21 protein-coding genes are annotated in these 21,924 nt (G+C 68.0%); 7 read left to right on the forward strand and 14 right to left on the reverse strand.

Translation table 11 applies throughout. The features are described 5' to 3' along the window. Positions 1 to 28 precede the first annotated feature (28 nt). The 3 genes from phoU to ACEL92_RS00815 form a co-directional block, all read right to left on the reverse strand. Positions 29 to 664 (reverse strand): phosphate signaling complex protein PhoU, encoded by a 636-nt coding sequence (gene phoU, locus ACEL92_RS00805; protein WP_374023790.1) that lies wholly within the window; start codon positions 662 to 664, stop codon positions 29 to 31. Positions 665 to 764: 100 nt separating this feature from the next. Beyond that, positions 765 to 2,093, reverse strand: coding sequence for an MFS transporter (locus ACEL92_RS00810; protein ID WP_374023791.1), 1,329 nt, complete (start codon positions 2,091 to 2,093; stop codon positions 765 to 767). A gap of 177 nt (positions 2,094 to 2,270) precedes the next feature. Beyond that, positions 2,271 to 2,855, reverse strand: coding sequence for a hemerythrin domain-containing protein (locus ACEL92_RS00815; RefSeq protein ID WP_374023792.1), 585 nt, complete (start codon positions 2,853 to 2,855; stop codon positions 2,271 to 2,273). Positions 2,856 to 3,036: 181 nt separating this feature from the next. Here ACEL92_RS00815 and ACEL92_RS00820 point away from each other — a divergent pair, with 181 nt between their 5' ends. The 3 genes from ACEL92_RS00820 to ACEL92_RS00830 all read left to right on the forward strand — a co-directional run bounded on the left by ACEL92_RS00820 (position 3,037) and on the right by ACEL92_RS00830 (position 5,035). Then, complete coding sequence (locus ACEL92_RS00820; RefSeq protein ID WP_374023793.1) at positions 3,037 to 3,921, forward strand: cyclopropane mycolic acid synthase family methyltransferase; 885 nt, start codon at positions 3,037 to 3,039, stop codon at positions 3,919 to 3,921. A 122-nt stretch (positions 3,922 to 4,043) separates the two neighbouring features. Beyond that, complete coding sequence (locus ACEL92_RS00825; RefSeq protein WP_374023794.1) at positions 4,044 to 4,550, forward strand: hypothetical protein; 507 nt, start codon at positions 4,044 to 4,046, stop codon at positions 4,548 to 4,550. A gap of 131 nt (positions 4,551 to 4,681) precedes the next feature. Then, positions 4,682 to 5,035: a VOC family protein gene (locus ACEL92_RS00830; RefSeq protein ID WP_374023795.1), complete on the forward strand. Its 354-nt coding sequence runs from the start codon at positions 4,682 to 4,684 to the stop codon at positions 5,033 to 5,035. Positions 5,036 to 5,042: 7 nt separating this feature from the next. Here ACEL92_RS00830 and ACEL92_RS00835 read toward each other — a convergent pair whose 3' ends face one another. The 8 genes from ACEL92_RS00835 to ACEL92_RS00870 form a co-directional block, all read right to left on the reverse strand. Continuing rightward, positions 5,043 to 5,309, reverse strand: coding sequence for a YdeI/OmpD-associated family protein (locus ACEL92_RS00835; protein WP_374023796.1), 267 nt, complete (start codon positions 5,307 to 5,309; stop codon positions 5,043 to 5,045). 21 nt (positions 5,310 to 5,330) lie between these two features. Beyond that, positions 5,331 to 6,230, reverse strand: coding sequence for a glycosyltransferase family 2 protein (locus tag ACEL92_RS00840; protein ID WP_374023797.1), 900 nt, complete (start codon positions 6,228 to 6,230; stop codon positions 5,331 to 5,333). Between the two features lie 98 nt (positions 6,231 to 6,328). After that, the gene (locus tag ACEL92_RS00845) at positions 6,329 to 7,219 is read right to left on the reverse strand and encodes a hypothetical protein (RefSeq protein WP_374023798.1); all 891 of its coding nucleotides are present in this window, start codon (positions 7,217 to 7,219) and stop codon (positions 6,329 to 6,331) included. An 8-nt stretch (positions 7,220 to 7,227) separates the two neighbouring features. After that, complete coding sequence (locus tag ACEL92_RS00850) at positions 7,228 to 7,704, reverse strand: (2Fe-2S)-binding protein (protein WP_374023799.1); 477 nt, start codon at positions 7,702 to 7,704, stop codon at positions 7,228 to 7,230. A 4-nt stretch (positions 7,705 to 7,708) separates the two neighbouring features. Next, a complete protein-coding gene (locus ACEL92_RS00855) occupies positions 7,709 to 8,566 on the reverse strand; it encodes a xanthine dehydrogenase family protein subunit M (RefSeq protein WP_374023800.1) in 858 nt (285 codons plus the stop codon). Further along, positions 8,563 to 10,776 carry a xanthine dehydrogenase family protein molybdopterin-binding subunit gene (locus ACEL92_RS00860; protein ID WP_374023801.1) on the reverse strand — a complete coding sequence of 738 codons (2,214 nt, stop codon included), beginning with the start codon at positions 10,774 to 10,776 and terminating at the stop codon, positions 8,563 to 8,565. Before ACEL92_RS00860 ends, ACEL92_RS00855 begins: the two co-directional genes overlap by 4 nt. A gap of 50 nt (positions 10,777 to 10,826) precedes the next feature. Continuing rightward, positions 10,827 to 11,870: an amidohydrolase family protein gene (locus tag ACEL92_RS00865; protein ID WP_374023802.1), complete on the reverse strand. Its 1,044-nt coding sequence runs from the start codon at positions 11,868 to 11,870 to the stop codon at positions 10,827 to 10,829. Between the two features lie 88 nt (positions 11,871 to 11,958). Further along, on the reverse strand, positions 11,959 to 13,293 hold the full coding sequence (locus ACEL92_RS00870; protein WP_374023803.1) for an MFS transporter: 1,335 nt from the start codon (positions 13,291 to 13,293) through the stop codon (positions 11,959 to 11,961). Between the two features lie 231 nt (positions 13,294 to 13,524). Between ACEL92_RS00870 and ACEL92_RS00875 the strand changes: the two genes are divergently transcribed. Further along, positions 13,525 to 14,244: a CoA pyrophosphatase gene (locus ACEL92_RS00875; protein ID WP_374023804.1), complete on the forward strand. Its 720-nt coding sequence runs from the start codon at positions 13,525 to 13,527 to the stop codon at positions 14,242 to 14,244. Here ACEL92_RS00875 and ACEL92_RS00880 read toward each other — a convergent pair whose 3' ends face one another. Together ACEL92_RS00880 and ACEL92_RS00885 are read right to left on the reverse strand one after the other, a co-directional pair. After that, complete coding sequence (locus ACEL92_RS00880) at positions 14,245 to 15,315, reverse strand: LLM class flavin-dependent oxidoreductase (protein ID WP_374023805.1); 1,071 nt, start codon at positions 15,313 to 15,315, stop codon at positions 14,245 to 14,247. 54 nt (positions 15,316 to 15,369) lie between these two features. After that, positions 15,370 to 16,308 (reverse strand): catalase family peroxidase, encoded by a 939-nt coding sequence (locus ACEL92_RS00885; RefSeq protein WP_374023806.1) that lies wholly within the window; start codon positions 16,306 to 16,308, stop codon positions 15,370 to 15,372. Between the two features lie 517 nt (positions 16,309 to 16,825). Here ACEL92_RS00885 and ACEL92_RS00890 point away from each other — a divergent pair. Next, complete coding sequence (locus tag ACEL92_RS00890) at positions 16,826 to 19,741, forward strand: aminotransferase class I/II-fold pyridoxal phosphate-dependent enzyme (RefSeq protein ID WP_374023807.1); 2,916 nt, start codon at positions 16,826 to 16,828, stop codon at positions 19,739 to 19,741. Here ACEL92_RS00890 and ACEL92_RS00895 read toward each other — a convergent pair. Beyond that, positions 19,650 to 20,300, reverse strand: coding sequence for a PadR family transcriptional regulator (locus ACEL92_RS00895; RefSeq protein ID WP_374023808.1), 651 nt, complete (start codon positions 20,298 to 20,300; stop codon positions 19,650 to 19,652). The genes ACEL92_RS00890 and ACEL92_RS00895 overlap by 92 nt on opposite strands. A gap of 121 nt (positions 20,301 to 20,421) precedes the next feature. Between ACEL92_RS00895 and ACEL92_RS00900 the strand changes: the two genes are divergently transcribed. Both ACEL92_RS00900 and ACEL92_RS00905 read left to right on the forward strand, forming a co-directional pair. Next, positions 20,422 to 20,844, forward strand: coding sequence for a nuclear transport factor 2 family protein (locus tag ACEL92_RS00900; RefSeq protein ID WP_374023809.1), 423 nt, complete (start codon positions 20,422 to 20,424; stop codon positions 20,842 to 20,844). Positions 20,845 to 20,853: 9 nt separating this feature from the next. Further along, positions 20,854 to 21,891 carry an LLM class F420-dependent oxidoreductase gene (locus ACEL92_RS00905; protein WP_374023810.1) on the forward strand — a complete coding sequence of 346 codons (1,038 nt, stop codon included), beginning with the start codon at positions 20,854 to 20,856 and terminating at the stop codon, positions 21,889 to 21,891. Positions 21,892 to 21,924: the final 33 nt, after the last annotated feature.

Raw genomic sequence — 21,924 nt, forward strand, 5'->3', positions numbered from 1 at the left:
GAAACTCGTTCGCCGGCACGCATTTTCGCTAACGTCCCGTCGCCTGGAAGATGACCCGCCGGGCGATCTGCACGGCGTGGTCGGCGAAGCGCTCGTAGAAGCGACCCAGCAGCGTGACATCCACCGCGGCGGCAACGCCGTGCGTCCAGCCGGGGTCCATCAGAGCTGTCAGCAACTGATGGTGCAATTCGTCCATCGCATCATCGTCGCGGTGAATCTGCGCCGCCCGACCGGGATCCTGAGCCAGCAACACTTCCCGGGCGCCACAGGCCAACTGCTTGGCGACCCTACCCATTTCGGCGACGTGGTGGCGCACGTCGTCCGGCACGGCGTTGCGGGGATGGCGCATGCGGGCGATCTCGGCTACGTGCACAGCCAGGCCGCCCATCCGTTGCGCGTCCCCGGCGATACGGATGGCACTGACCACCGCACGCAGGTCGGTGGCGACCGGCGCCTGTAATGCGAGCAATGCGAAGGCGGTCTCCTCGACGCCGGTGTTGACGGCGACGACGTCCGCCTGGCCGGTGATGACGCGTTCCGCCAGCACCAGGTCGGCTTTGAGCAGCGCCTCGGTGGCCAGCCCGATGGCATCACCGGCCATCGCGCACATCGCCCCGAGTTGTTGGGTGAGCGTGCCCAACTGGTGGTGAAAGGCGCTCCGCATCCCTTAGAGATAGGCAGGGAAACGGAAATTAAACGTCGTCGGCCATGCCGGGCAAGCGGCCACGTAAAACGGTTCGCCCAATGTGATTCGCCGGCGTGGTTTACCGGACGCCCTCGGCCAGCTCGCGCGCCTCCTGCTCGGTTTCCACCGCGGGCCCGGACCCCGGCAGCGGCTTCCCCGCGACTTCGGGCGTGAACAGCAGCGTGACCGCGCCGACCAGGCCGCCGAAAATCAGCATGTAGGCGGGCGCCATGACGTTGCCGGTTCCCGACACCAGCGCTTGGGCGATCAGCGGCGTGGTGCCGCCCACCGCGGATATCGAGATGTTGTACGAGATTGCCAGCGCCCCGTAGCGCACGTCGGTGGGGAACAGGGCGGGCAGCATGGCGGGCGCGGTGCTGTCGAAGCACAGCTCCATCAGCCCGATCAGCAGCACCCCCATGAAGATCACCGGGTAGATCCCGCCAAAGCGGATCAGCAGGAACGCGGGGATCGAGCCCACGCCCAGCAGTGCGCAGCCCGTCCACATGATCGGCTTGACGCCGATGCGGTCGGACAAGCTGGCCACCAGCACCACCGTGACCATCAGGATCGCCAACGTCAACACGATCATCACCAGACCGGCGGTGTGGCCGGCCCGCACGAAGAGCTTGAGGTAGGTCGGCAGGTAACCGGTGAGCATGAAGTCGGCGACCTGGGAGGTGAGCACCAGCGCCGCACAGATCAGCAATCCCCGCCACTGGTCGAGGACCGTGCGCCGGAATTGCTGCCGGCGCCCGCTCGACTCGCGCGTGCCCTCCGTCGCGCTCTGGTAGGCGGACGACTCCTTGAGCCGAAGCCGCAGGAACAGCGCGAACAGACCAAACGGCGCGCCCAGCAACAGCGGGATCCGCCAGCCGTAGGTCAGCATGTCGTCGTCCGGCAGCCAGGTCTGTAACGCCGTGACCAGCATCCCGGCCAGCACGAACCCGACCAGGTTTCCCATCGGCAGAAATCCGACCATCTTGCCGCGTTTGTGGTCCGGGGCCTGTTCGACCAGGTAGGTCATCGCGCCGACGTACTCACCGCCGGTCGACAACCCCTGGAATATGCGCGCGACGACCAGCAGGATCGGCGCCCAGATGCCGATGGCGCTGTAGCCGGGCAGCAGACCCGTCACGCTGGTGCTGATCGTCATCATGAGGATCGTGACCACCAGCACCCGATGCCGCCCGATGCGGTCGCCGAGCGGTCCGAAGATGAAGCCGCCGAGCGGACGCACCACGAACGCGGCGGCGAGCGTTCCGAAGGTCGCGATCAGATGGACACCGCTGACACTCTTGCCGGGGTAGAACACCTGGGCGAGGGTGGTGGCGATGTAGCCGTAGACCCCGAAGTCGTACCACTCCATGAAGTTGCCGATGGCGGTGCCCATGATGGTCTGGCGCATGGCCGGATCGGCGACCCTGATCTCGTTACGTGCCCATCTTCCACGGCGGCGTCGAGCATTCATCGACGAATTGCGTACCCAGAAGTCCCGTGGGCCGAACAAGTTGCACTCCCATCCGGCTTGTCGTCAGCATCGGCCGGTGGCCGATCGTAGCGACCGGGCTAGGTCAAGAAGAACTCACTGACCTTTCAGGCTGCCGATGCGAAGCGAATAATCCTTGGGCGTCGACCGCTCCTCCGATTGGGAGGACTCGATTTCTTCGACATAGCGCTGCGGGTCCCGGTCGACGATCGGCAAACCCTTCGTGGTGGGGTGCTCGGCCATGAAATCGCCGTATTGCCGGCCCAGCGCTTCGCGAAGGCCGATGGGAGCGGTGCGACGAAAGTCCGACAGCCCCTCGCGCTCCTCTTCGCCCATGTGGTCGTCGTTGGCCTCCCGGGTGCGGCCGACCGCCGCCCACCATTCGTCGGTGCCCACCCCGGCGGCGTTGGCGTCGCGCACCCCGTCGCGGATGTCGTTGTGGTCTCCGATCGCATCGAGCGTCTCACCCTCGGCGTCATCGCCGACCCGCTTCAGCAGCTGCGGATAGAAGATCTTCTCTTCGATGTAGGCGTGCACGTCCAGCTTGTCGGCGAGCGGCCGCCACACGCGCGCCAGGGCGCTTTCGTCGACGGGCGTCTGCGCCTGCAGATAGTCCAGCTTGGCGAACTGTTCGCGGAACCATTCGTGGTCGGCGAGGATCAACATGGTGATGTCAGCCATCGCGACGCCCCACCTCCCTCACCGCTGCGGTTCGCGCCATGGTGTCCCATCGCGGTGCAGCCAGTCAACCGGGAGGAATGCTCTGGTTCGGCGCCGTAGACCCTGCGGATACACTGGAACACCGGCGTGCCGGTCGACCGCGATGGCACGCCGGTAATCCCACCGATGTCAGAGGTTGTTTGTGCCGGAAAACCGCAGCGAGCCCGTGAGCCTAGAGCCGCACTTCGACGACGTTCAGGCCCACTACGACCTGTCCGACGACTTCTTCGCGTTGTTCCTCGACCCGACGCGGACCTACAGTTGCGCCTACTTCCAGCGCGACGACATGACCCTCGAAGAGGCGCAGCTCGCCAAGGTCGACCTGTCGCTCGGCAAGCTGGGGCTGCAACCGGGGCAGACCTTGCTCGACATCGGCTGCGGCTGGGGCACGACGATCGTCCGGGCGCTCGAGCAGTACGACGTCAACGTCGTCGGTCTCACCCTGAGCCGCAACCAGCAGGCGCACGTGCAGCGCCGCCTCGACGAGCACCCCAGCCCGCGCAGCAAGCGGGCGCTGCTGCAGGGCTGGGAGCAGTTCGACGAGAAGGTGGACCGCATCGTGTCCATCGGCGCCTTCGAGCACTTCGGCCGCGACCGCTACCCCGACTTCTTCAAGATGGCCTACGAGGCGCTGCCCGCCGACGGCGTGATGATGCTGCACACGATCATCCAGCCCAGCCGCGAAGAGTTCGAGGAGCGGGGCCTGCCCATCACCATGACCAAACTGCGGTTCATGAAATTCATCATGGACGAGATCTTCCCGGGTGGAGACCTGCCCGCCGCCAAGACCGTCGAAGAGCACGCGACCCGCGCCGGCTTCAGCCTCAAGCTCTACCAACCGCTGCGCCTGCATTACGCGCGCACCCTCGACACCTGGGCGGCCGCCCTCGAGTCGCGCCGCGACGACGCCATCGCGATTCAGTCGCAAGAGGTCTATGACCGGTACATGAAGTACCTGACCGGCTGCGCCGACCTGTTCCGCGAGGGCTACACCGACGTCGCGCAATTCACCCTCGTCAAGGGCTGACGACCCGGCACAACTCCCCAGCCCGGTTTATCCGTGCAACGCCGGGGGTAAAACCACGAGCAACAACCTGATTCGGTGGGCGCCGGCCGTCGTCGGCGCGAAACCGCAGGGAAGGATTGATCGTGGGTGCCAAGCATCGGATGACCGGGCCGCCGGAGCAAAGAACTCCGGTGGGTCCGACGCGGCGACCGCGGTCGGGCGCAGCGGCGGTATGTGACATCCTGTCCGGCTCCCTGCTGTGCGCGGCGGCGTGCGCAGCCTTGGTGCTCAACGCGCCGCACAGCGAAAAGCGGACGATCGAGGCGAGTCAGGAGCCGCCGGCCGCGTCGCAGCCGGTTCGCCAAGAGGGCACGGTGGTCGCCGTGTCAGCCGGCTCGGTCACCGCGCGCAGCGCCAACGGCTATACACAGACCTATCTCGTCACGCCCAACACCACGCTCATCGGTGACGGGGGCCAACCAGCCGCTGCCACTTCCCATTTCACGGCCAACGATCATGTCGTCATCGTCGGAACCATTGAGGGCGACACCGCCATGGCCACCGCGGTGGCCGACCACGGCGCGGGACACGGGGACGGGCCGCCGATGGACTACCTTGACGGCCAGGTCATTCCGGCCGGGCGCAGCTGATTCCCAGCGCCCCGACACGCTCAGCGCGCGGCAATGACCTTGCGGCGCAGCGACTTGGTCGTTCGATCGGTACCGCCGCTTCCCGCCTTCTCCCGGAATAGTCTGTATGCCATCCAGCCAGAGGAGGCGCCGTGAGTGAGCACGAAGTCAAAATGATCATCCTGTCGACCGACGACCTCGACGAGTCGATCCGGTTCTACAGCGAGACGCTGGGCATGGCGCTGAAGTTCCGCGACGGGGCGCACTTCGCCGCCCTCGACGCCGGGCCCGTCACGCTGGCGCTGGCGACCGCCGTGGACCATCCCATACCGGGCCAGGTCGTCGTCGGCATCAAGACCGCCGACGTCGACGCCGCGGCGAAGGCGGTGGAGGCCAGCGGCGGCGGGATCGTCAACGGGCCGTACGACGACGCGCACGAACGCCGTGCCGTGGTCTATGACAACAAGGGCAACGGCCTGGTGCTCTACCGCTCGCCGGGCCGCTGACCCGCCGCTATTTCCCGTTACGCTCGCGGTGCCTGCACCCGGGCCAGCAGCAGGGCCGGCGCTTGCCCTCCTCCAGCTCCTCCTGCGTCCGGCGAATGCGCCGCTGCCGGGTGGCTTCCTGCTTGGCATCCTCGACCCAGCAGATGAATTCGTTTCGCGCCAAGGGCGTGATGTCCTTCCATGCGGCGAGCGCCGTGGCGTTGCCGATCAGCGACTCGCGCAGGTCCGCCGGAAGCTTGTGCACCACTCCGCCGGGTATCCGCTGGCTGCTCATGGGGTTAGGCTAACCCGCCGGTCAGGACACGTAGTTGCGGGCAGTCCCGTTGAGCTGCATGTCTTCCAGCTGTCGATAGCCTCGCTCCACACCGGCCGGCACGGGGTTTCTTTCCCGCAGCACCCAGGGCAGTCCCCGGATCGCGTCGCCGAGGCCTTGTGCCGTCACCCGATCCCGGGGCAGTCGGCGCAGCAGGCGGGCGGTCCGGACGGCCGCGCTGGGCAGCGGGCGTCGAAGCCAGGTGAACCACAACGTGTTCCGGATGCCGTGACGCCGGCGCAGGTGCGCGTCGCGAAGCGGGGAGGCGTGATGGTGGGCGACGACCTGTGGGACGTAGCTCATCCGCCATCCGGCCCGGGCCAGGTCGGAGGCCAGCAGTTCCTCCTCGCCGCCGAGCCACAGCCGGGCGGAGAACCCGCCCGCGGACAGGAACGCCTCCCGGCGCACGATCGAGACACCGGCAAGGAAACTCAGCAGGGGATGTCCGGGGATGCCGGGCGCGGGGTCCAGCGGTGATTCGGCCATTTCCGAACAGATGGAATCGAGCCTCCCGTCGGGCTCGACGGTGATGCTGCCCGTCACCACCGCGAGCGTGGGGTGTGCGTCGAGGAGGTCCGCGGCATAGCGCAGCGCCCCCGGGTCATACCAGGTGTCGTCGTCGCAGAAGGCCACATAGGGCGTGTCGGCCGCCGCGACACCGAGGTTGCGGCCGACCGCGCCGAGGTTGGCCCCCGGGGTCAAAAGGGTGACACCGGGATGGCACGAACGCACCATGTCGCCCGTCCCGTCGGTCGACGCGTTGTCGACGACGATGACGCGCGGCCTCTCGGGCAACGCGGCCAACCGGCGCAACGTTCGTTCGAGTTCCTCGCACCGGTTGTGGGTGATCACCACCACGCTGACACGCTCGTCGGGCGCCATGGGTCCTCCTTGCTGCGGCTGCGTTCCTCCTCCCCTGCTGTACCCCGCGGACCCCGAGGCAATCCGGCGCGCTGTAGCTAAGAAGTCAAATGCGCGAGCTAAGAAGTCAAATGCGCGCTGTCGTCGTGCAATTCGTCGCGGTGCAAGCCCATCGGGGTGAGGGCGGGCACATCGCCGCCGGCAACGACCGCGCGCGTGATCGGTGTCAGCACCCGGAACAGCGTCTCCACTTCGTCGTCGTCGAGCGCGTCGAGCGCGGACAGGGAAAGCGCGTCCGTGGAGCGTTCGATGTGGTCCTTCAGTTCCCTGCCGGCCGCGGTCAGCGAGCCGTCATCGTCGAGCAGTCCCCGCTCGGTCAGCCGCCGCTCGTGGTGCCGCCACGCGGCCTCGTCGTAGTCGCGGGTGCGTGCGATGTACTCGCGCGGAACGCCGCGGGCCGCGGCGTGCAACACGTTGGACTCCCGGCCCGAGATTCCCGCCGCGGCCAACACCGCCACGTGTCCGTCGCCCCGGTGCTCGCGCAGCAGCGTCGTCGCGTGCCACAGCGCGGTCAACGGATCATCCGGCCACGGCAGCGCCAAGTTGGCGGCGAACAGCGGGCGCGCGTCCAGCGGGGCCTGCCGAGCCGCCTTGCCCGCCAATTCCGCCGCGATACGGATGTTTTCGTCGTCGCCCAGCCCGTAGCGGCGCAGCGCCGCGACAGCGGATTCCTGCCGGGCCCGCAGCGCCGCGTCCGGGCCGGCGACCTCCCATGCCGCCGGCAGCGCCTTGGCGACGCGCTCGGGGGCGAAGTTGTAAAAGATCGCGGCGACCACCTCCCGGGGCACCGTCCCCAGCGGCGCCGAGCGGGCGGCGAAGTAGCCCATCCAGAACCCGCGGTAGCCCAGGCCGTCCAGCGCCGCCCGTGCCTCCGGAGCGAAATACGTCACCCCGTGCACCGGTTCGAAGCGGTCGAAGAAGCGCCGTGCCAGCGCCGGTTGTCTTTGCACGGTCGCAGTTAACCACACTCGCCGGTTCGGGTGGCCCTGACGACGGCACGCCGGATCGCCTCGTACCCGGTGCAGCGGCAGAGGTTGGAGGTGAGCAGCTCCCGCAGCCGCTCCGGATCGTCGGCGATGCCGGGATCAGCGTCCAGCGCACCCACCGCCAGCATCAGGAAACCCGGAGTGCAAAAGCCGCACTGCAACGCGTGTTCGGCCGAAAAAGCTTGCTGCAGAGGGTGATCAGTTCCGTCGGGCGCCGCGAGGCCCTCCACCGTACGGATCCGCCGCCCGCCGCATTGAACGGCGAACATCAGGCAGGAGCGCACCGCGTCGCCGTCGACCAGCACCGTGCAGGCCCCGCAGACGCCGTGTTCGCAGCCGAGGTGGGTGCCGGTCAGCCCGCAGTCCTCCCGCAGGGCGTCGGCGAGTGTGCGGCGCGACGGCACGTCGATGACGTACTGGTGCCCGTTGACCGTCAACTCGATGTGCACGGCATCATCCTCGGTCTCGGGCCTGGGTCAAAGCGCGGCGGGTGAGCACACCCACCGCGTGCCGTTGGTACGCGACGTCGGCGTGCGGCTGGGGGAGCGGGTCGGCGTCCTCCTCGGCGGCGGCGCGGGCGGCAGCGGCGATCGCGTCGTCGTCGAGCGAGTGTCCGATCAGCGCCGCCTCGGCCGCGGCGGCACGCACCGGTCGGTCCGCCGCGTTGACCAGTCCCACCGAGGCGGAGGCGACGCGGCCGCCGGCGACGGTGACGGCTACCGCCACGGCCAGTTCGGCGAAGCTGGCGTGGGTGCGCCGATGTTCGACGAAGCCGACGGCCGTGCCGTCCGGGAGCAGGGGCAGGCGCACCGCGACGAGCAGTTCGTCAGGGCGCCGGAGTGTGGTGAACGGACCGGTGAAGAAATCTCCCGCGCGCACCGTGCGGCGCCCGCCTGCGCCGAGCAGGTCGACTTCGGCTCCCAGTGCCACGGTGATCATCGGCCACTCCGCCGCCGGGTGGGCGTACGCGAGGCTGCCGAGCATCGTGCCCCTGGCGCGGATCGGGGGGTGGGCGATGTGGTGGGCGACGCGCCGCAGCAGCTCGCCCAATGGCCCTGGCGTGGAATCGGATTCGAAGGCCCGGTGCCTGACCAGCGGGCCGACCCGTAGCATGTTGCCGTCGCGCGTCGTGCGGTCGAAACCCGCGACGCCGTTGATGTCGACCAGCCGTCGGGGCCGGATGGTGCGGAAATTCATCTCCAGCACCAGGCTTTGCCCGCCCGCCAAGACGTGCCCATCGCCGTCGGCGAGCGCGGCCACGGCGTCGTCCACGCTGCGCGGGGCGACGTAGTCGAACGGCGCGGGTTTCATCGCGCAGCCCGCCAGCAGTCGTATGGGGTAAGTGGCATCTGCAGCCGCGAGGGGTCGTCGATTCCGAGCGCGTCGACGACGGCGTTGACGATCGCGGCGGGCGTTCCGATACAGCCCGCCTCGCCGGCGCCCTTCGCGCCCAGCGGTGTGTTGGGGTTGGGCGTGCAGGTCTCGGCGAAGCGCAGCGGCGGCAGCTCCGAGATGGTCGGGATCAGGTAATCGAGCAGGCTGAGCGCGGCCGGGCGGCCGTCCGGGTCGTAGCGCACCTGCTCGTACATGGCCTGCCCGAGCCCCTGCACCGTGGAGCCGTAACCCTGGCCGTCGACGATCAACGGATTCACCACGACGCCATAGTCGTCCACGGCGACGACCTTGCGCACGGTGATCTCCCCCAGCTCGGTGTCGACCTCGACGACGGCGATGTACGCGCCGAAGGGAAACGCTTCCGGAGGCGCGAAAACCTCGTCGGCGCGCAGTTGCCCGTCTGCGGCCAGGTCGGCCAGGCTCATCGTGCTGCCGCCGGCGTGCACCTCGCCCTTGCGGTATTCGACATCGGCGATCGGGACGGCGCAGACTTCCGCCATGCGCTGCCGGGCGGTGTCGATCAGCTTGCCGGCGGCCCGGTGTAGCGCCGCGCCGCCGGTCTGCATCGACCGGCTGGCGAATGATCCGATGCCCTGGGGAACGACGCCGGTGTCCCCCTCGACCAGCCGCACCCGCTCCACGTCGACGTCGAGCACGGCCGCGACCACCTGCGGGAAGGACGTCTCATGGCCCTGGCCTGTCGAGCAGCAGCCGGACAGTGCCACAAACGTGCCGTCCGGGCACGCCTCGACCGCGCCGAATTCGTCACCCGCCCCGGAGCGTTCGACGTAGGTGCACAGCCCGATGCCGATCGGCCGCTCGCCGGAGGCGCGCCGGCGGGCCTGCTCGGCGCGCCACCCCTGGTAGTCCGCCTCCCGCACGGCCAGGTCGAGGGCGGCGGCGTAGTCACCGCTGTCGTAGGTGTGTCCGGTCGGAGCGGCATACGGAAATTCCTCGGGGGCAATGAAATTCCGCCGCCGAAGCTCGACCGGATCCAAGTCGAGCCGCCGGGCCAACAACTCGACCGTCCGCTCGATCGCCGACGCGGCCTCGGGCCGGCCTGCGCCGCGGTAGGGACTGGTGGGCGCGGTGTTGGTGACCACGGCGCGGGCCCGGACATGCACGTGCGGGATCGCGTAGGCGCCGGTGGCCATCAGCGACGTCGCCGTCGGCACGAACGATCCGGTGTGCGGGTAGCCACCCACGTCGGCGTCGACGCGCAACTCGTAGGCGAGGATGCGCCCATCGGCGCTCGCGGCCATGCGGACCCGCTGGTTCTGGCCCCGGCCGTGCGGTGGACCGGTCAGCGACTCGGCACGATCCTCCAGCCAGCGCACGGGCCGGCCCAGCCGCCGCGCCGCGGCGACCACCGCCAGATACTCGGGCCACGTCTCACTCTTGCCGCCGAACGCACCCCCGACGTCGGGCACGATCACACGGACCTGCTCCGGCCGAAGCGCGAACCCGGCGGCCAGGTCGCGGCGGAGCCGGTGCGGCGCCTGATGCGAAACCCACACGGTCAGCCCGCCGCCCGGCTCCGGGCGCACCAGGATCGCCTTGGGCTCCATGAACATGTGCGAGACCAGTTGTTGGCGGTAGTTGGCCGTCACGACCACGGCCGCGTCCCGCCACACCGACTCGTCGATGCGATCACCAAAGTCCTTGTCGGTGGCGGCATTTCCCCTGCCCGGGAACAACTGCACATCGCTGCCGGCCGCCTCGGTCGGGTCGAGCAGGACGGGCAGCGGCGCGATGTCGACGCGCACCGCGTCTCGGGCGTCCTCGGCCAGATACCGGTCGGCGGCGACGACGATCGCCACCGGCTCCCCGACGTAGCGCACCCGGTCGGTGGCCAGCGCCGGCCATGGCCGGCCCTCCACTGAGCCCGGGTCCAGCATCGGGGGCGTGTCCGGCAGGAACGGAAGGTCGTCGTGCGACCACACGGCGGCCACACCCGGCAACGATCGGGCCGCCCCCGCGTCCACCGCGCCCAGCTCCCCGTGTGCGACGTCGCTGCGCACGAACGCGGCGTCCAGGCATCCGGGGAGACGCAGGTCCCCGACGTAGCGGCCCGCGCCGCGCACCAGGCGCGCGTCCTCGCGGCGCGGCAGCCGCGAACCGATCATCCGGCCCCTTTACCCATGTACCGGGCGCGACAAACGAATCGCCACAGGGCTCAAAGCCTCAGCAGCCGCTCGGCATTGAGGTGGGCGATCTTCTCCCGCTCACCTTGGTTGATCGGCATCCGGTCGAGGAACTGCCGGCACGCCTTGATGTTGCCGTAGGGGTAGTCGGCGGTGAAGACCACGCGGTCGATGCCGATCACGTTGACCATGGCCAGGTAGGCGTTGTATGACAGGCTCCAACTGGGATCCGTCGCGCCGGGCTTCTGACTGAAGAAATCGCCGGCGAGGATTCCGCCGTAGAAGTTCTCCCGCAGGTACTCCTTGACGGTGCGTTTGAGACCGGTCGCCTCGACCGGAAACGAGTAGTCGGTCCGCCAGCCCATCCAGCTGAGCCCCTCGAAGTGGTGACCGACGATGATCTGCAGCTGCGGGAACCGGTCGAACACCCCGCCCAGGATCAGCCGGAGGCAGTGCACCCCGGTGTCGATGTGCCAGCCGACCCCGGCCGCCGCGAACCGCGCGGAAACCTTGGGGTCGAAGCCGGCGTAATAGGTGTCGATGATCGGCTGGGGCGGGATGGTTGGGTGTAAAAATATTGGCACGCCGAGGGTTTCGGCGGATTCGAAGACCGGCCAGAAGAAGGTGTCGTCCAGGTAGCGCCCGTTGACGTGGCCGTTGATCAGGGCGCCCACGAAGCCGTGATCGCGGACGGTGCGCTCGAGCTCGGCGGCCGCCGCCGCGGGGTCGCGCATCGGGAGGGTGGCGAAGCCGCGGAACCGGTCGGGATGTCGGCCGACCGCGGCGACCACCGCGTCGTTGGCCCGCCGGGCCAGCTCGACCGCCGCCGAGGGGGCCAGCGTCTCGGGTCCCGGTACGGAGTGCGAAAGGATCTGCATGTCGATGCCCGCGGCGTCCATCGCGGCGATCCGGCTCTCGCCCAGGTCGTTGATGCCCGGTGGCCATTCGCCTTCCGCGCCGGGAGGGCCGTAGTCCGCGTTCTGCAGTAGTTCGGTCGCCGGGTCCGGCCTGTCGTTGCGGTGCGCTTCGCCTATGGCAGGGAGCTTGTAATGCTCTTCGAATCCGATGACCTTCATTCGTTCCCTCTCATCCATCACACCCACGAATCCGGACCGACGGGCGTTCACCGGGTACCCGGGGGAGGCGGGTCTGTCATGGCGGCCGCTAGGCCTTTTCGCCCGCTACCCTCCACCGAGTCGCCAGGACGGCGGCGATGAGTGCCGCGGCGCCCGCGGCCGTGACGACGAATCCCCAGCCCCGGCGGATCGCGGCCAGGTCGATGCCGGGTTGGTAGAGCATGGTCAGCACCGCGGTGCCCAGCACTGTGCCGAGCTGCCGCGCGGTATTAGTCAGCGCCGACCCGGCGCCCCAGCGGTGGGACGGAAGCGCGAGGCCCGCGACCGCGGACAGGCTGGGCATGACCAGGCCGACGCCCGCGCCGGTGAAGACCTGTCCGGGGAGGAAATCCGCGAGGTAGTTGGGCTCGGGAGTGATGCGCAACAGCCAGATGAGGATTCCCACCACGTACAGGCCGGCGCCGAGCGCGGCGACGGCGCCCACGCCTGCTTTGTCGATCAGCCGGCCGGCGAGCGTGAGGGAGACGAGCACCACGACGGCGGGGCCCGGGGAAAGGCACAATCCCGCTTCATCGGGCGCCTTGCCCCAGACGACGGTGAGCAGCATGACGCTGCCGAGCAGCATCGCGGCGAATGCCGCCGCGAACAGCAGCATCGACAGGCAGCTCGACCACATCGGAACCAGCCGGACCACGATGAGGTCCAATGCCGGCGAGGGATGACGCATGGATCGCCACACCGCCAGCGCCAGCGCGCACGCGGCTCCGGCCGTCGCAAGGACAATCTTCGTGGCAGCCCAGCCCGCCGCGGGCAGTTCGATCAACGCCCACACCAGCGCTCCCACGCCGACCACCAGGCTCAGCGCGCCGAAGAGATCGGGAATGCCGCCTCCGGTTGTGCTGGCCTTGGCGAGCACCATCGGGCCTAGGGCAAGGGCCAGCAGGCCCAACGGAAGGTTGACGAAAAAGATCCAGCGCCAAGATATTTCGACAAGCAGACCGCCAACCGGCGGACCGAGCGCCGCGGCCATGGCGGCCACCGCCGACCATGTGCTGACCGCCACCGCGCGGCGTGCCGCCGGAACGGCGGCCAGCAACAGCGCCAGCGAACTCGGCATCAGCATGGCGGCGCCGACCGCCTGAACCACGCGGGAGGCGATCAGCATGGCCAAAGATGCGGCGAACCCGCAGGCGGCCGAGGCCAGCATGAAGACGGCGAGGCCCCAGAGGAAGACCCGGCGATGCCCGTACCGATCGCCCAGCCGGCCGGCCGGATTCATGAACGCCGCAAAGACCAGGGTGTAGCCGTTGAGGACCCACGACGTCGAGCCGAGGTCGGCCGAATCGAAAGCCCGCCGGATCTCGGGAAAGGCGATGTTGACGATGAAGAGGTCAAGGCTGGCCAGGAAGGCGGCGGTGGACACCACGAGAACCGTTGCTACTGGGCGCGTCGCCGACTCCCGCGTCATCACCCGCACCAGCCCGCCTCGTATTCCGTTCCGTCATCCACCGGCGAGGGCAGACCGCCGCCTCTAGATATAGCAAACTATACCCAGAAGCGGGATGGTGTGGATGCCGCAGTCGCGGTTCGATGCATCACACCCACGCTCGGCGCCCAGTCCAAAAGCGGGGACACCCCGGCATAGTCTCGATCCGTGACCATCCCGTATGACGACGCGCTGCGCGAGCGAATCCGCAATCACCTGGCCGAATACCCGCGCCGCGTCGTGAACGACCCGGAGAAGCGGCACGCGGCGGTCGCCGTGGCGCTGGTCGACTCGAACGTCGGGGAGGACCGGGTGGACCCAATACCGGTCGAAGAGTGGAACGGTGACCGCCCGATACCGGCGCCCGGGCTGGACGGACGCATGGTGGGCGTGTCCGGCGGCGCGGCATTCTTGCTGTGCCGCAGGGCTTCTCGATTGAGCACCCACGCCGCGCAGTGGGCTCTTCCCGGTGGCCGGCTCGATCCGGGCGAAACCGCGGTCGACGCGGCGCTGCGGGAACTGCACGAGGAGGTTGGCATCGCCCTGCCCGCCTCCGCCGTGTTGGGCCTGCTGGATGACTACCCGACGCGGTCGGGATATGTCATCACCCCGGTGGTGCTCTGGGGAGGCGGTCGCCTCGACCCCCGCCCCGCGCCCGACGAGGTGGTGGCCGTGTACCGGGTGGGGCTGCACCAGCTGCAACGTGACGACTCCCCGCGGTTCATCACCATTCCGGAGAGTCCGCGACCGGTGGTGCAGATCCCGCTGGGCAATGACCTCATCCACGCGCCGACCGGGGCGGTGTTACTGCAGCTGCGGTGGTGGTGTCTGGAGGGCCGCCACGACCCGGTCGACGGGCTCGAGCAACCTGTCTTCGCGTGGAAGTAGTTATCCCGCAGTAACTTCGCGTCCCGACTGCGCGACCAGGGGCCGGCTCCGAATGCGTACCCGCAGCACGGGGGCGACCTCGGACTGGAACAGCTCGAAACTGCGCCGCTGCTGGTCGGCGGTCACACCGTCGGCATCGGCGGACAGGTGCATCACCTCGTGGCCGAGCTGCTCGTGGTAGCGACCTACCTTGTCGATCACCTGCTCGGGGCTGCCGATCAACGCCGAGCTTCGCTCGACGAAATCGTCCATCGACTCGAAGACGACGGGTAGCCCCGCGCGGCGCGCGAACGCCGAGCGCGCCTCGAACATCGGCCGGTAGGCGTCCACGGCCTCCTGAGACGTCCGGGTGACGTAGAACCCGGCGGTGCCCGCACCGACGAGCGCGTCCTCGGGTCGATGGCCATAGAACTCCCAGCGCTGCCGGTAGTGACGGACCAGCTCGGCATACGGCTCGACGGGATGGCTGACGTTCGCGGAGAAGATCGGGTCGCCGTGCCGTGCCGCGAGGTCGACGGAGTCCTTGCTCGTCGCGCTGCCGTGCCAAACCCGGATCCGGCGCTGCAGGGGGCGCGGCAGCGCTTTGGCGTTGACGAGCGGCGGCCGGAACCGGCCCGACCACGTCACGCTCTCGCTCTCCCACAGCTGGCGGAACAGCTCGTAGCCTTCCCGGTTGCGGTCCCACTGATCGGCGGTGGTGACGTGGAACAGCTCGGCCTGCGCCGCACCGTTGCCCTTGCCGATGATCAACTCCAGGCGCCCGCCGGACAGATTGTCCAGCGTCGAATAGTCCTCGAACGCGCGGACCGGGTCGAGCAGACTCAACGTCGTAACCCCGGTGAACAAAGATATTTTCGAGGTGCGCGCGGCGATGTTGCTCAGCACCACCGGCGGTGAGGAGGAGATGAACGGATCCTCGTGCCGCTCACCGACAGCGAATCCGTCGAAACCCAGTTCCTCGGCCAGCAGCGCCTTCTCGATGACATCGCGCAGCCGATCGGCCGGGCTCTTCTTCTCGCCCGAAACCGGATCGGGGACATGCGTGATCAGTGTGATCAAGAGGAACTTCATCGGCTTGTATAAGGCGACGGGCCGCCGAGTTCATTCCCGCATCGGCCGGCCCCGTCACGCGGCCCGGCGCCGGCGCCCGCTGATCAGGTAGAGGGCGGCGCGAAACTCCAGCAGCGGGTCGTCGGACGGCTCGATTCCCGCCAGCCGGGGGATCGGGTCAAAGATGATCTGTTTCTGCTGTGCGGCGTCGTCGGCGACCGGGGTGGTGAGCTCGATGGTGCCCAGCTCAGCGACCTCCCGGTCGGCCGGCCAGCCCACGGTGATGTCGTTGACCTCGTCGCCGTCCTCGGCCAGCTGCAGAGCAAGCGTCAGCCGCGTCGGCCCGGCCGCGATGCGCTCGACGATCTCGGTGAACAGGTAGTTGTCGCCCTTGGACCGCACCGCCTCGTCGTCCAGGTACTCGTTGCCGGCTTCCGGGACGATCCGGTAGCGCCCGAATCTGCTGTGGCCGGCTGCGTCGGTGAATTTCAGCGCGTTCAGGCCGAAATACGATTCTCGCGCAAAGCTGGCCGGAAATGGCTTGGGCTGCACGAACTTCAGCGCCGCCGGGTGTGAGCCGAGGAACGCTTGCAGCGGTGAGCCGGCCGGGTTGGCCGGATCGCTGCTTGCCAGCGCCTCGAGGAATTGCAGAAATTCCTCGCCGTTGCGGGCCGGGAAGGCGTCGGCCGAATGGCCGATGATGTCGGTGTGCACATGCTCGGCCAACACGAATCGGACACCGATTCCCTTGGGGAGGCTGTTTGGATCGGTGTCGGGAATCGTCGGGAGCCCGGTGGAGTCGGAGAAACGGACGAGCACTGGAGTCGATGCCTGCTGAAAGTGTTGCGCGACCGACAACTCGGCAGCAGCGGCGGTGGGGGTGAAGGTCCCATTCAGCAGGATGCCCTTGCCGTGGGCCGGGCGAATCCCAGGATGCTCGCCGAAGATCTTCGCGAACGCCGCCAGAACGTCGTCGCTGAGTTGCAGCAGCTTCTCGTCAGTGGGCAAGGGCATGGCGTTTCTCCTGTCCGGCGCCGGGCGGTGGCGTAGCAACTGTAAACCGGTCGGCACCCGCGGGCAGCCGGGTCGACGACCCCGCACGGCCGACGCGTGCGGCCAGGCGGATCGAAAAACCAAGGCGCACTGCGACTATGCGAGAATTGCGCCGACGACTGGTGCATCGGCGCATTCGGATCCAAACCATTGCACTTCGCGGGTGGGCGCGGTCGGATTTTCTCCGACGCCAGGCAAGGGGAGTCGATGCGGATGACGGCTACCTAAACCGTCCCGTATGCGATATCGACGAGGCGACCGCCCATGCGCTGCGCCAGGACTTCTAGCAGGGGCCAGGCGCCTCTCGCAGGGTGATCGGAGTTGACGTCCGGTGCCGCGTGCCGGGACGTCCCGCCCCGTTCGCTGACGGACACGCAGTGTTTGCCTGCTGGTCACCATGGGGGACCGGCAGGTCTGAAACCCTTGACCGCATGCACGGGGGCGGATGAGTCGCCGCGCGACTCGGGAAAGGGCCGTCATGACAGAACATCTGCGCGCATACAACAGCCTGTGGCAGGTCCGCAGCGACTCCTGGTGCCGGTTGGAGGAAGCTGCCGACCGCCTGACGCGGCCGAGCACCACCGGGACGCTGAAGGACAAATGGGCGGGCGCCTGCCAGGAGTTGCTTACGCGCCTGAGCACCTTGGAGCCCTACTGGGCCTACCCCGGCGCACCCCAGTTCGCCCGCATACAAAGGCTTTTCGCGGCCGGCAGCTATGACAAGTTCGCGCAGGCGGTCGCCCAGGTCAACCGGGCGCTGACCACCGAGTCCTACCGCACGGGGGACGTCGACAACGCCGGCGCCGACGAACTGGACATGTTCCCGTCCGATCCGCGTGCGCTCATCGAGCACCAGCCGGCGTCGCAGCGCGACCGCCCTTATTTCGAGGTGCTCGTCGTCGAAAAGATGACCGAAGACCAGGAGCGTGCCCTGCGCAGTGAGGTCCGCAAATGGCGGCGCCCCGACGACGAATTCGTCTATGAATTGGTGGTGGTCTCCAGCGGTGACGAGGCCCTCATCGCGGCGCGGCTCAACGTCAACCTTCAGGCGGTCGTGATCCGCCGACGCTTCTCCCATCAATCGACGCGGGACCTGTCCGCGCTCTCCGAGTTCGTCGACACGGCCGTATCCGAGGAGCTGAACGACCATCAGACTCCAGAGGACCGCGCGCGGATCCTGGCGATTTCACTGGCCGAACTGCGGCCGGAGCTCGACCTGTACCTGATGACCGAGATCGACGTCGAAGACATCGCCGGGCGGCTGGGCCAGTACTTCCGCAGGGTGTTCCACGCCCGCGAAGGCATGCTCGAGCTGCACCTGTCGATCCTGCAGGGGGTCGCGGCGCGCTACCGCACACCGTTCTTCAGCGCGCTCAAGCAGTACAGCCACCGGCCCACGGGTGTCTTTCACGCCCTGCCGATTTCGCAGGGCAAGTCGATCGTCAACTCGCACTGGATCAGGGACATGGTGGGGTTCTACGGCCTGGACGTGTTCATGGCCGAGACGTCGGCGACGTGCGGTGGCCTCGACTCGCTGCTCGAACCGACCGGCCCGCTGCGCGAGGCGCAACAACTCGCCGCGCAGGCCTACGGATCGCGGCACACGTATTTCGTCACCAACGGAACCTCCACGGCCAACAAGATCGTCACGCAGGCGCTGGTGGCGCCGGGTGACATCGTCCTGCTGGACCGTAACTGCCACCAGTCGCATCACTACGGGATGATGCTCGCCGGCGCGAACGTGGTGTACCTGGAGGCGTACCCGCTCAACGAGTATTCGATGTACGGCGCGGTCCCCCTGCGCGAAATCAAGTCAAAGCTGTTGGCGCTCAAACGGGCCGGCAAGCTTCACCGCGTCAAGATGATGTCGCTGACCAACTGCACCTTCGACGGCATCGTCTATGACGTCGAGCGCGTCATGGAGGAGTGCCTGGCCATCAAACCCGACCTGGTGTTCCTTTGGGACGAGGCCTGGTTCGCCTTTGCCCGGTTCCACCCCGTCTACCGGACGCGCACCGCCATGGCCGCGGCACGTTCGATGCGCGAGCGGCTGCATGACACCGGTTACCGACGCCGCTACGAGGAATACCTTGCGGCCGGCGGCAACGAGGCATCCACCGATGACGAGCTTTTGGACCGCCGGCTGCTGCCTGACCCGGCGCGGGCCCGAGTGCGGGTGTACGCCACGCAGTCGACGCACAAGACGCTGACCGCGCTGCGGCAGGGGTCGATGATCCACGTCTTCGATCAGGACTTCGACCAGAAGGTCGCCGAGCCGTTCCACGAGGCCTACATGGCGCACACGTCGACGTCGCCCAATTACCAGATCCTCGCGTCCCTGGACCTGGGCCGCCGGCAGGTGGCGCTCGAGGGCGTCGAGCTCGTGCAGCGGCAGATCGAGAACGCGATGCAGTTGCGCGACGCGATCGACAACCATCCGTTGCTCAGCAAGTACATGCGCTGCCTGCGCACGTCGGACCTGATCCCGGAGCCGTTCCGGCCGTCGGCCATCGCCCAGCCCCTGCGCTCGGGCCTGCGCAACATGATGGCGGCTTGGGACCAGGATGAATTCGTGCTCGACCCGTCGCGGATCACGTTGTTCATCGGCCCGACCGGTTACGACGGCGACACCTTCAAACGCCAGCAGTTGATGGACCGCTACGGAATCCAGATCAACAAGACATCGCGCAACAGCGTGCTGTTCATGACCAACGTCGGCACCACGCGCAGCTCCGTCGCGTTCCTGGTGGAGGTGCTGGTCAACATCGCCACCGAACTCGACCAGAACATCTCCGAAATGAGCCTCGGCGAGCGAGAGCACTTCGAGCGCGCTGTCTACCGGCTCACCGAAATGTCCTTGCCGCTACCCGACTTCAGCGGGTTCCATCCCGCCTTCCTGGACCACAGCGGAACCGAACCGACGCCCGAGGGCGACGTCCGGCGCGGGTTCTACCTCTCCTACGACGACACCAACTGTGAATACCTCACCGGCGACCAGATCGATGAACGGCTCGACGCGGGGCTCGACGTCGTGTCGGCGACGTATGTGACGCCCTACCCGCCGGGCTTCCCGGTCCTGGTGCCCGGTCAGCTGTTCAGTCGCGGCATCCTGCAGTTCATGCGTGACCTGGACACGCCCGAAATCCACGGCTACCTACCAAATTTCGGCTACCGCGTGTATACCGACAAGGCCATCGAAATGGCCGGCCACAGCGTCGGCCTGCCGTCCAACGGCCACCGCGCCCCCGAAGACCCCGACGCGCCGAAGCAGACGCCGAAGAAGCCGGGCAAGCGCACGCGGCTCACAGGCGACGGGAATGTTCCGGAGGTCGGTCAGGATGAGCTGGTCGGCCAGCAGCAGCCCGGCGACGCGGTGAGTTCGGGGTCTGCTTAGGCCGGGCGGACAGGCGGTGGTCGATGACGGCCAGCGCGCGCTCGGCCCATCGAATGTTCTCTTCCTCGAACGCAATTCCGCGCATCAGGGTCAAATAGGGCCCGATCCGCTCGGCACGGGCCAAGAATTCCTCCTCGGCGCGTCCGTCGAGTATGCGCACCCGCAATCGTTCGTAGCGTTGCAGTTTGGCCGTGGCCCACTGTAGGCGCTCGACGATGAACCCCCGCACGGCGGACGTGTCGCCGGCGTCCGCCGCCTGGACCTTGATCAGCAGTTCGTCGCGAATCGCCGACGGCTTCGGCGCGCTCGCGGTGAACTCCCGGATCGCGTCGTGGCCGGCGTCGGTCAGCGAGAACAGGCGCTTGTTCGGACGGCGCTCCTGCTGCACGACGCGCGCCCTGATGAGCCCCTGCTCGGCGAGGCGGTCGAGTTCGCGGTACAGCTGCTGAGGCGTCGCCATCCAGAAGTTCGCCACCGAGGCGTCGAACTCCTTGGCCAGGTCGTATCCGGACGACTCGCCCTCGAGGAGGGCCGCCAGGACAGCGTCACGCAGCGACATCGGAGAAGAGTACAACGATACGAGTAATCAACAAAGTGATTAATCGCACTATGGACACCGGCGGGCCGACGGCATAGCGTCAACGGCACTTCCCAACCGAATCCCAAAGGCGAGGTGTCGGATGCATCCCTTCCGCAAGGCGGTCGAAGACCGCGACGAGAGCGGCCTGTACGCGCTGCTGGCCGACGACGTCGTGTTCACCAGCCCGGTCGCGTTCAAGCCCTATGTCGGCAAGCCGATCACCGCGGCGATCCTGCGCGGCGTGTTGCGCATCTTCGAGGACTTCCGCTACGTCCGTGAGATCCACGACGGCAACGGCCGAGACCACGCCCTCGTGTTCGAGACCGGAATCGCCGGAGCGCCCGGGGTCACGATCACCGGCTGCGATTTCCTGCACTTCAACGATGACGGCCTCATCGACGACTTCATGGTGATGGTGCGACCGCTCTCGGGTGCGAAGGCGTTGTCCGAGGCGATGGGCGCCCAGTTCGAGCGGATCCAGCAGGAGGCGCTCGAACTGGCCGACACGTTCGCCACCGCGTAGGGGCCGACCATGCGAATCGGATTGGGCATCAACTATGCGGGCGGCTTCAAGGACGTGGCCGCCGAAGTGGCCGACCTCGAGCGTGCCGGGCTCGACATCGTCTTTGTCCCCGAGGCCTATTCGTTCGATGCGGTGAGCGCGCTGGGCTACCTGGCCGCCAGCACCGAACGGGTCGGGCTGGCCTCCGGAATCCTGCAGCTCTACACCAGAACGCCCACGCTGACCGCGATGACCGCCGCCGGGCTCGACTACGTCTCCGACGGCCGGTTCACCCTCGGGCTGGGCGCTTCGGGGCCGCAGGTCATCGAGGGTTTCCACGGGGTGCCCTACGACGCGCCGATCGGCCGGACCCGCGAAGTGATTGACATTTGCCGGCAGGTCTGGCGACGCGAGCCCGTCAAGCACCAGGGCAAGTACTACACGATCCCCCTGCCCGCCGGGCAGGGCACCGGCCTCGGAAAGCCGCTGAAGCTGATCAATAACCCAGTGCGAGAGCGCATCCCGATATTGGTCGCGGCGTTGGGCCCCAAGAATGTGGAGCTTGCGGCCGAGATCGCCGAGGGCTGGCAGCCGATCTTCTTCCTGCCGGAGAAGGCGCAGGACGTGTGGGGCGAGGCGCTGGCCGCCGGCCGCGCCAAACGGGCTGCCGATCTGGGTGAGTTGGACATCTACGCCGGCCCGGTGCTCGCAATCGGCGAAAACGTGGAGCCGCTAAGGGAATTCGTCAAACCCCATTTGGCCCTCTACATCGGCGGCATGGGCGCGAAGGGCAAGAACTTCTACCACGCCCTGGCCACCAAGTACGGCTACGGCCCGCAGGCCGATCGGATCCAGGAGCTCTACCTGGCCGGCGACAAGGACGGCGCGGCCAAGGTCGTGCCCGACGAGCTGGTCCGGGACGTGAACCTGATCGGCGACCGGGGGTTCGTCAAGGATCGACTGGCCGCGTTCCGGGAAGCAGGGGTCACCACCCTCAACGTCGCGCCCCTCGCATCCACCCCGGGCGAGCGGGTCAAGCTGATCGAGACCCTGCGCGAACTTCTCTGAACGCCGGCCGGGCTACCCCTCGGCGGGTGAGCG

Source organism: Mycobacterium hainanense, assembly GCF_041890355.1.
In the GTDB taxonomy this organism is placed as follows: domain Bacteria; phylum Actinomycetota; class Actinomycetes; order Mycobacteriales; family Mycobacteriaceae; genus Mycobacterium; species Mycobacterium hainanense.

What these genes read in the sequence shown, in the direction of transcription:
- phoU (WP_374023790.1), bottom strand. Translation starts at nt 664, where the DNA reads ATGCGGAGCGCCTTTCACCACCAGTTGGGCACGCTCACCCAACAACTC.
- ACEL92_RS00810 (WP_374023791.1), bottom strand. Translation starts at nt 2,093, where the DNA reads ATGCGCCAGACCATCATGGGCACCGCCATCGGCAACTTCATGGAGTGG.
- ACEL92_RS00815 (WP_374023792.1), bottom strand. Translation starts at nt 2,855, where the DNA reads ATGGCTGACATCACCATGTTGATCCTCGCCGACCACGAATGGTTCCGC.
- ACEL92_RS00835 (WP_374023796.1), bottom strand. Translation starts at nt 5,309, where the DNA reads ATGAGCAGCCAGCGGATACCCGGCGGAGTGGTGCACAAGCTTCCGGCG.
- ACEL92_RS00840 (WP_374023797.1), bottom strand. Translation starts at nt 6,230, where the DNA reads ATGGCGCCCGACGAGCGTGTCAGCGTGGTGGTGATCACCCACAACCGG.
- ACEL92_RS00855 (WP_374023800.1), bottom strand. Translation starts at nt 8,566, where the DNA reads ATGAAACCCGCGCCGTTCGACTACGTCGCCCCGCGCAGCGTGGACGAC.
- ACEL92_RS00860 (WP_374023801.1), bottom strand. Translation starts at nt 10,776, where the DNA reads ATGATCGGTTCGCGGCTGCCGCGCCGCGAGGACGCGCGCCTGGTGCGC.
- ACEL92_RS00865 (WP_374023802.1), bottom strand. Translation starts at nt 11,870, where the DNA reads ATGAAGGTCATCGGATTCGAAGAGCATTACAAGCTCCCTGCCATAGGC.
- ACEL92_RS00880 (WP_374023805.1), bottom strand. Translation starts at nt 15,315, where the DNA reads ATGAAGTTCCTCTTGATCACACTGATCACGCATGTCCCCGATCCGGTT.
- ACEL92_RS00885 (WP_374023806.1), bottom strand. Translation starts at nt 16,308, where the DNA reads ATGCCCTTGCCCACTGACGAGAAGCTGCTGCAACTCAGCGACGACGTT.
- ACEL92_RS00890 (WP_374023807.1), top strand. Translation starts at nt 16,826, where the DNA reads ATGACAGAACATCTGCGCGCATACAACAGCCTGTGGCAGGTCCGCAGC.
- ACEL92_RS00895 (WP_374023808.1), bottom strand. Translation starts at nt 20,300, where the DNA reads ATGTCGCTGCGTGACGCTGTCCTGGCGGCCCTCCTCGAGGGCGAGTCG.
- ACEL92_RS00900 (WP_374023809.1), top strand. Translation starts at nt 20,422, where the DNA reads ATGCATCCCTTCCGCAAGGCGGTCGAAGACCGCGACGAGAGCGGCCTG.
- ACEL92_RS00905 (WP_374023810.1), top strand. Translation starts at nt 20,854, where the DNA reads ATGCGAATCGGATTGGGCATCAACTATGCGGGCGGCTTCAAGGACGTG.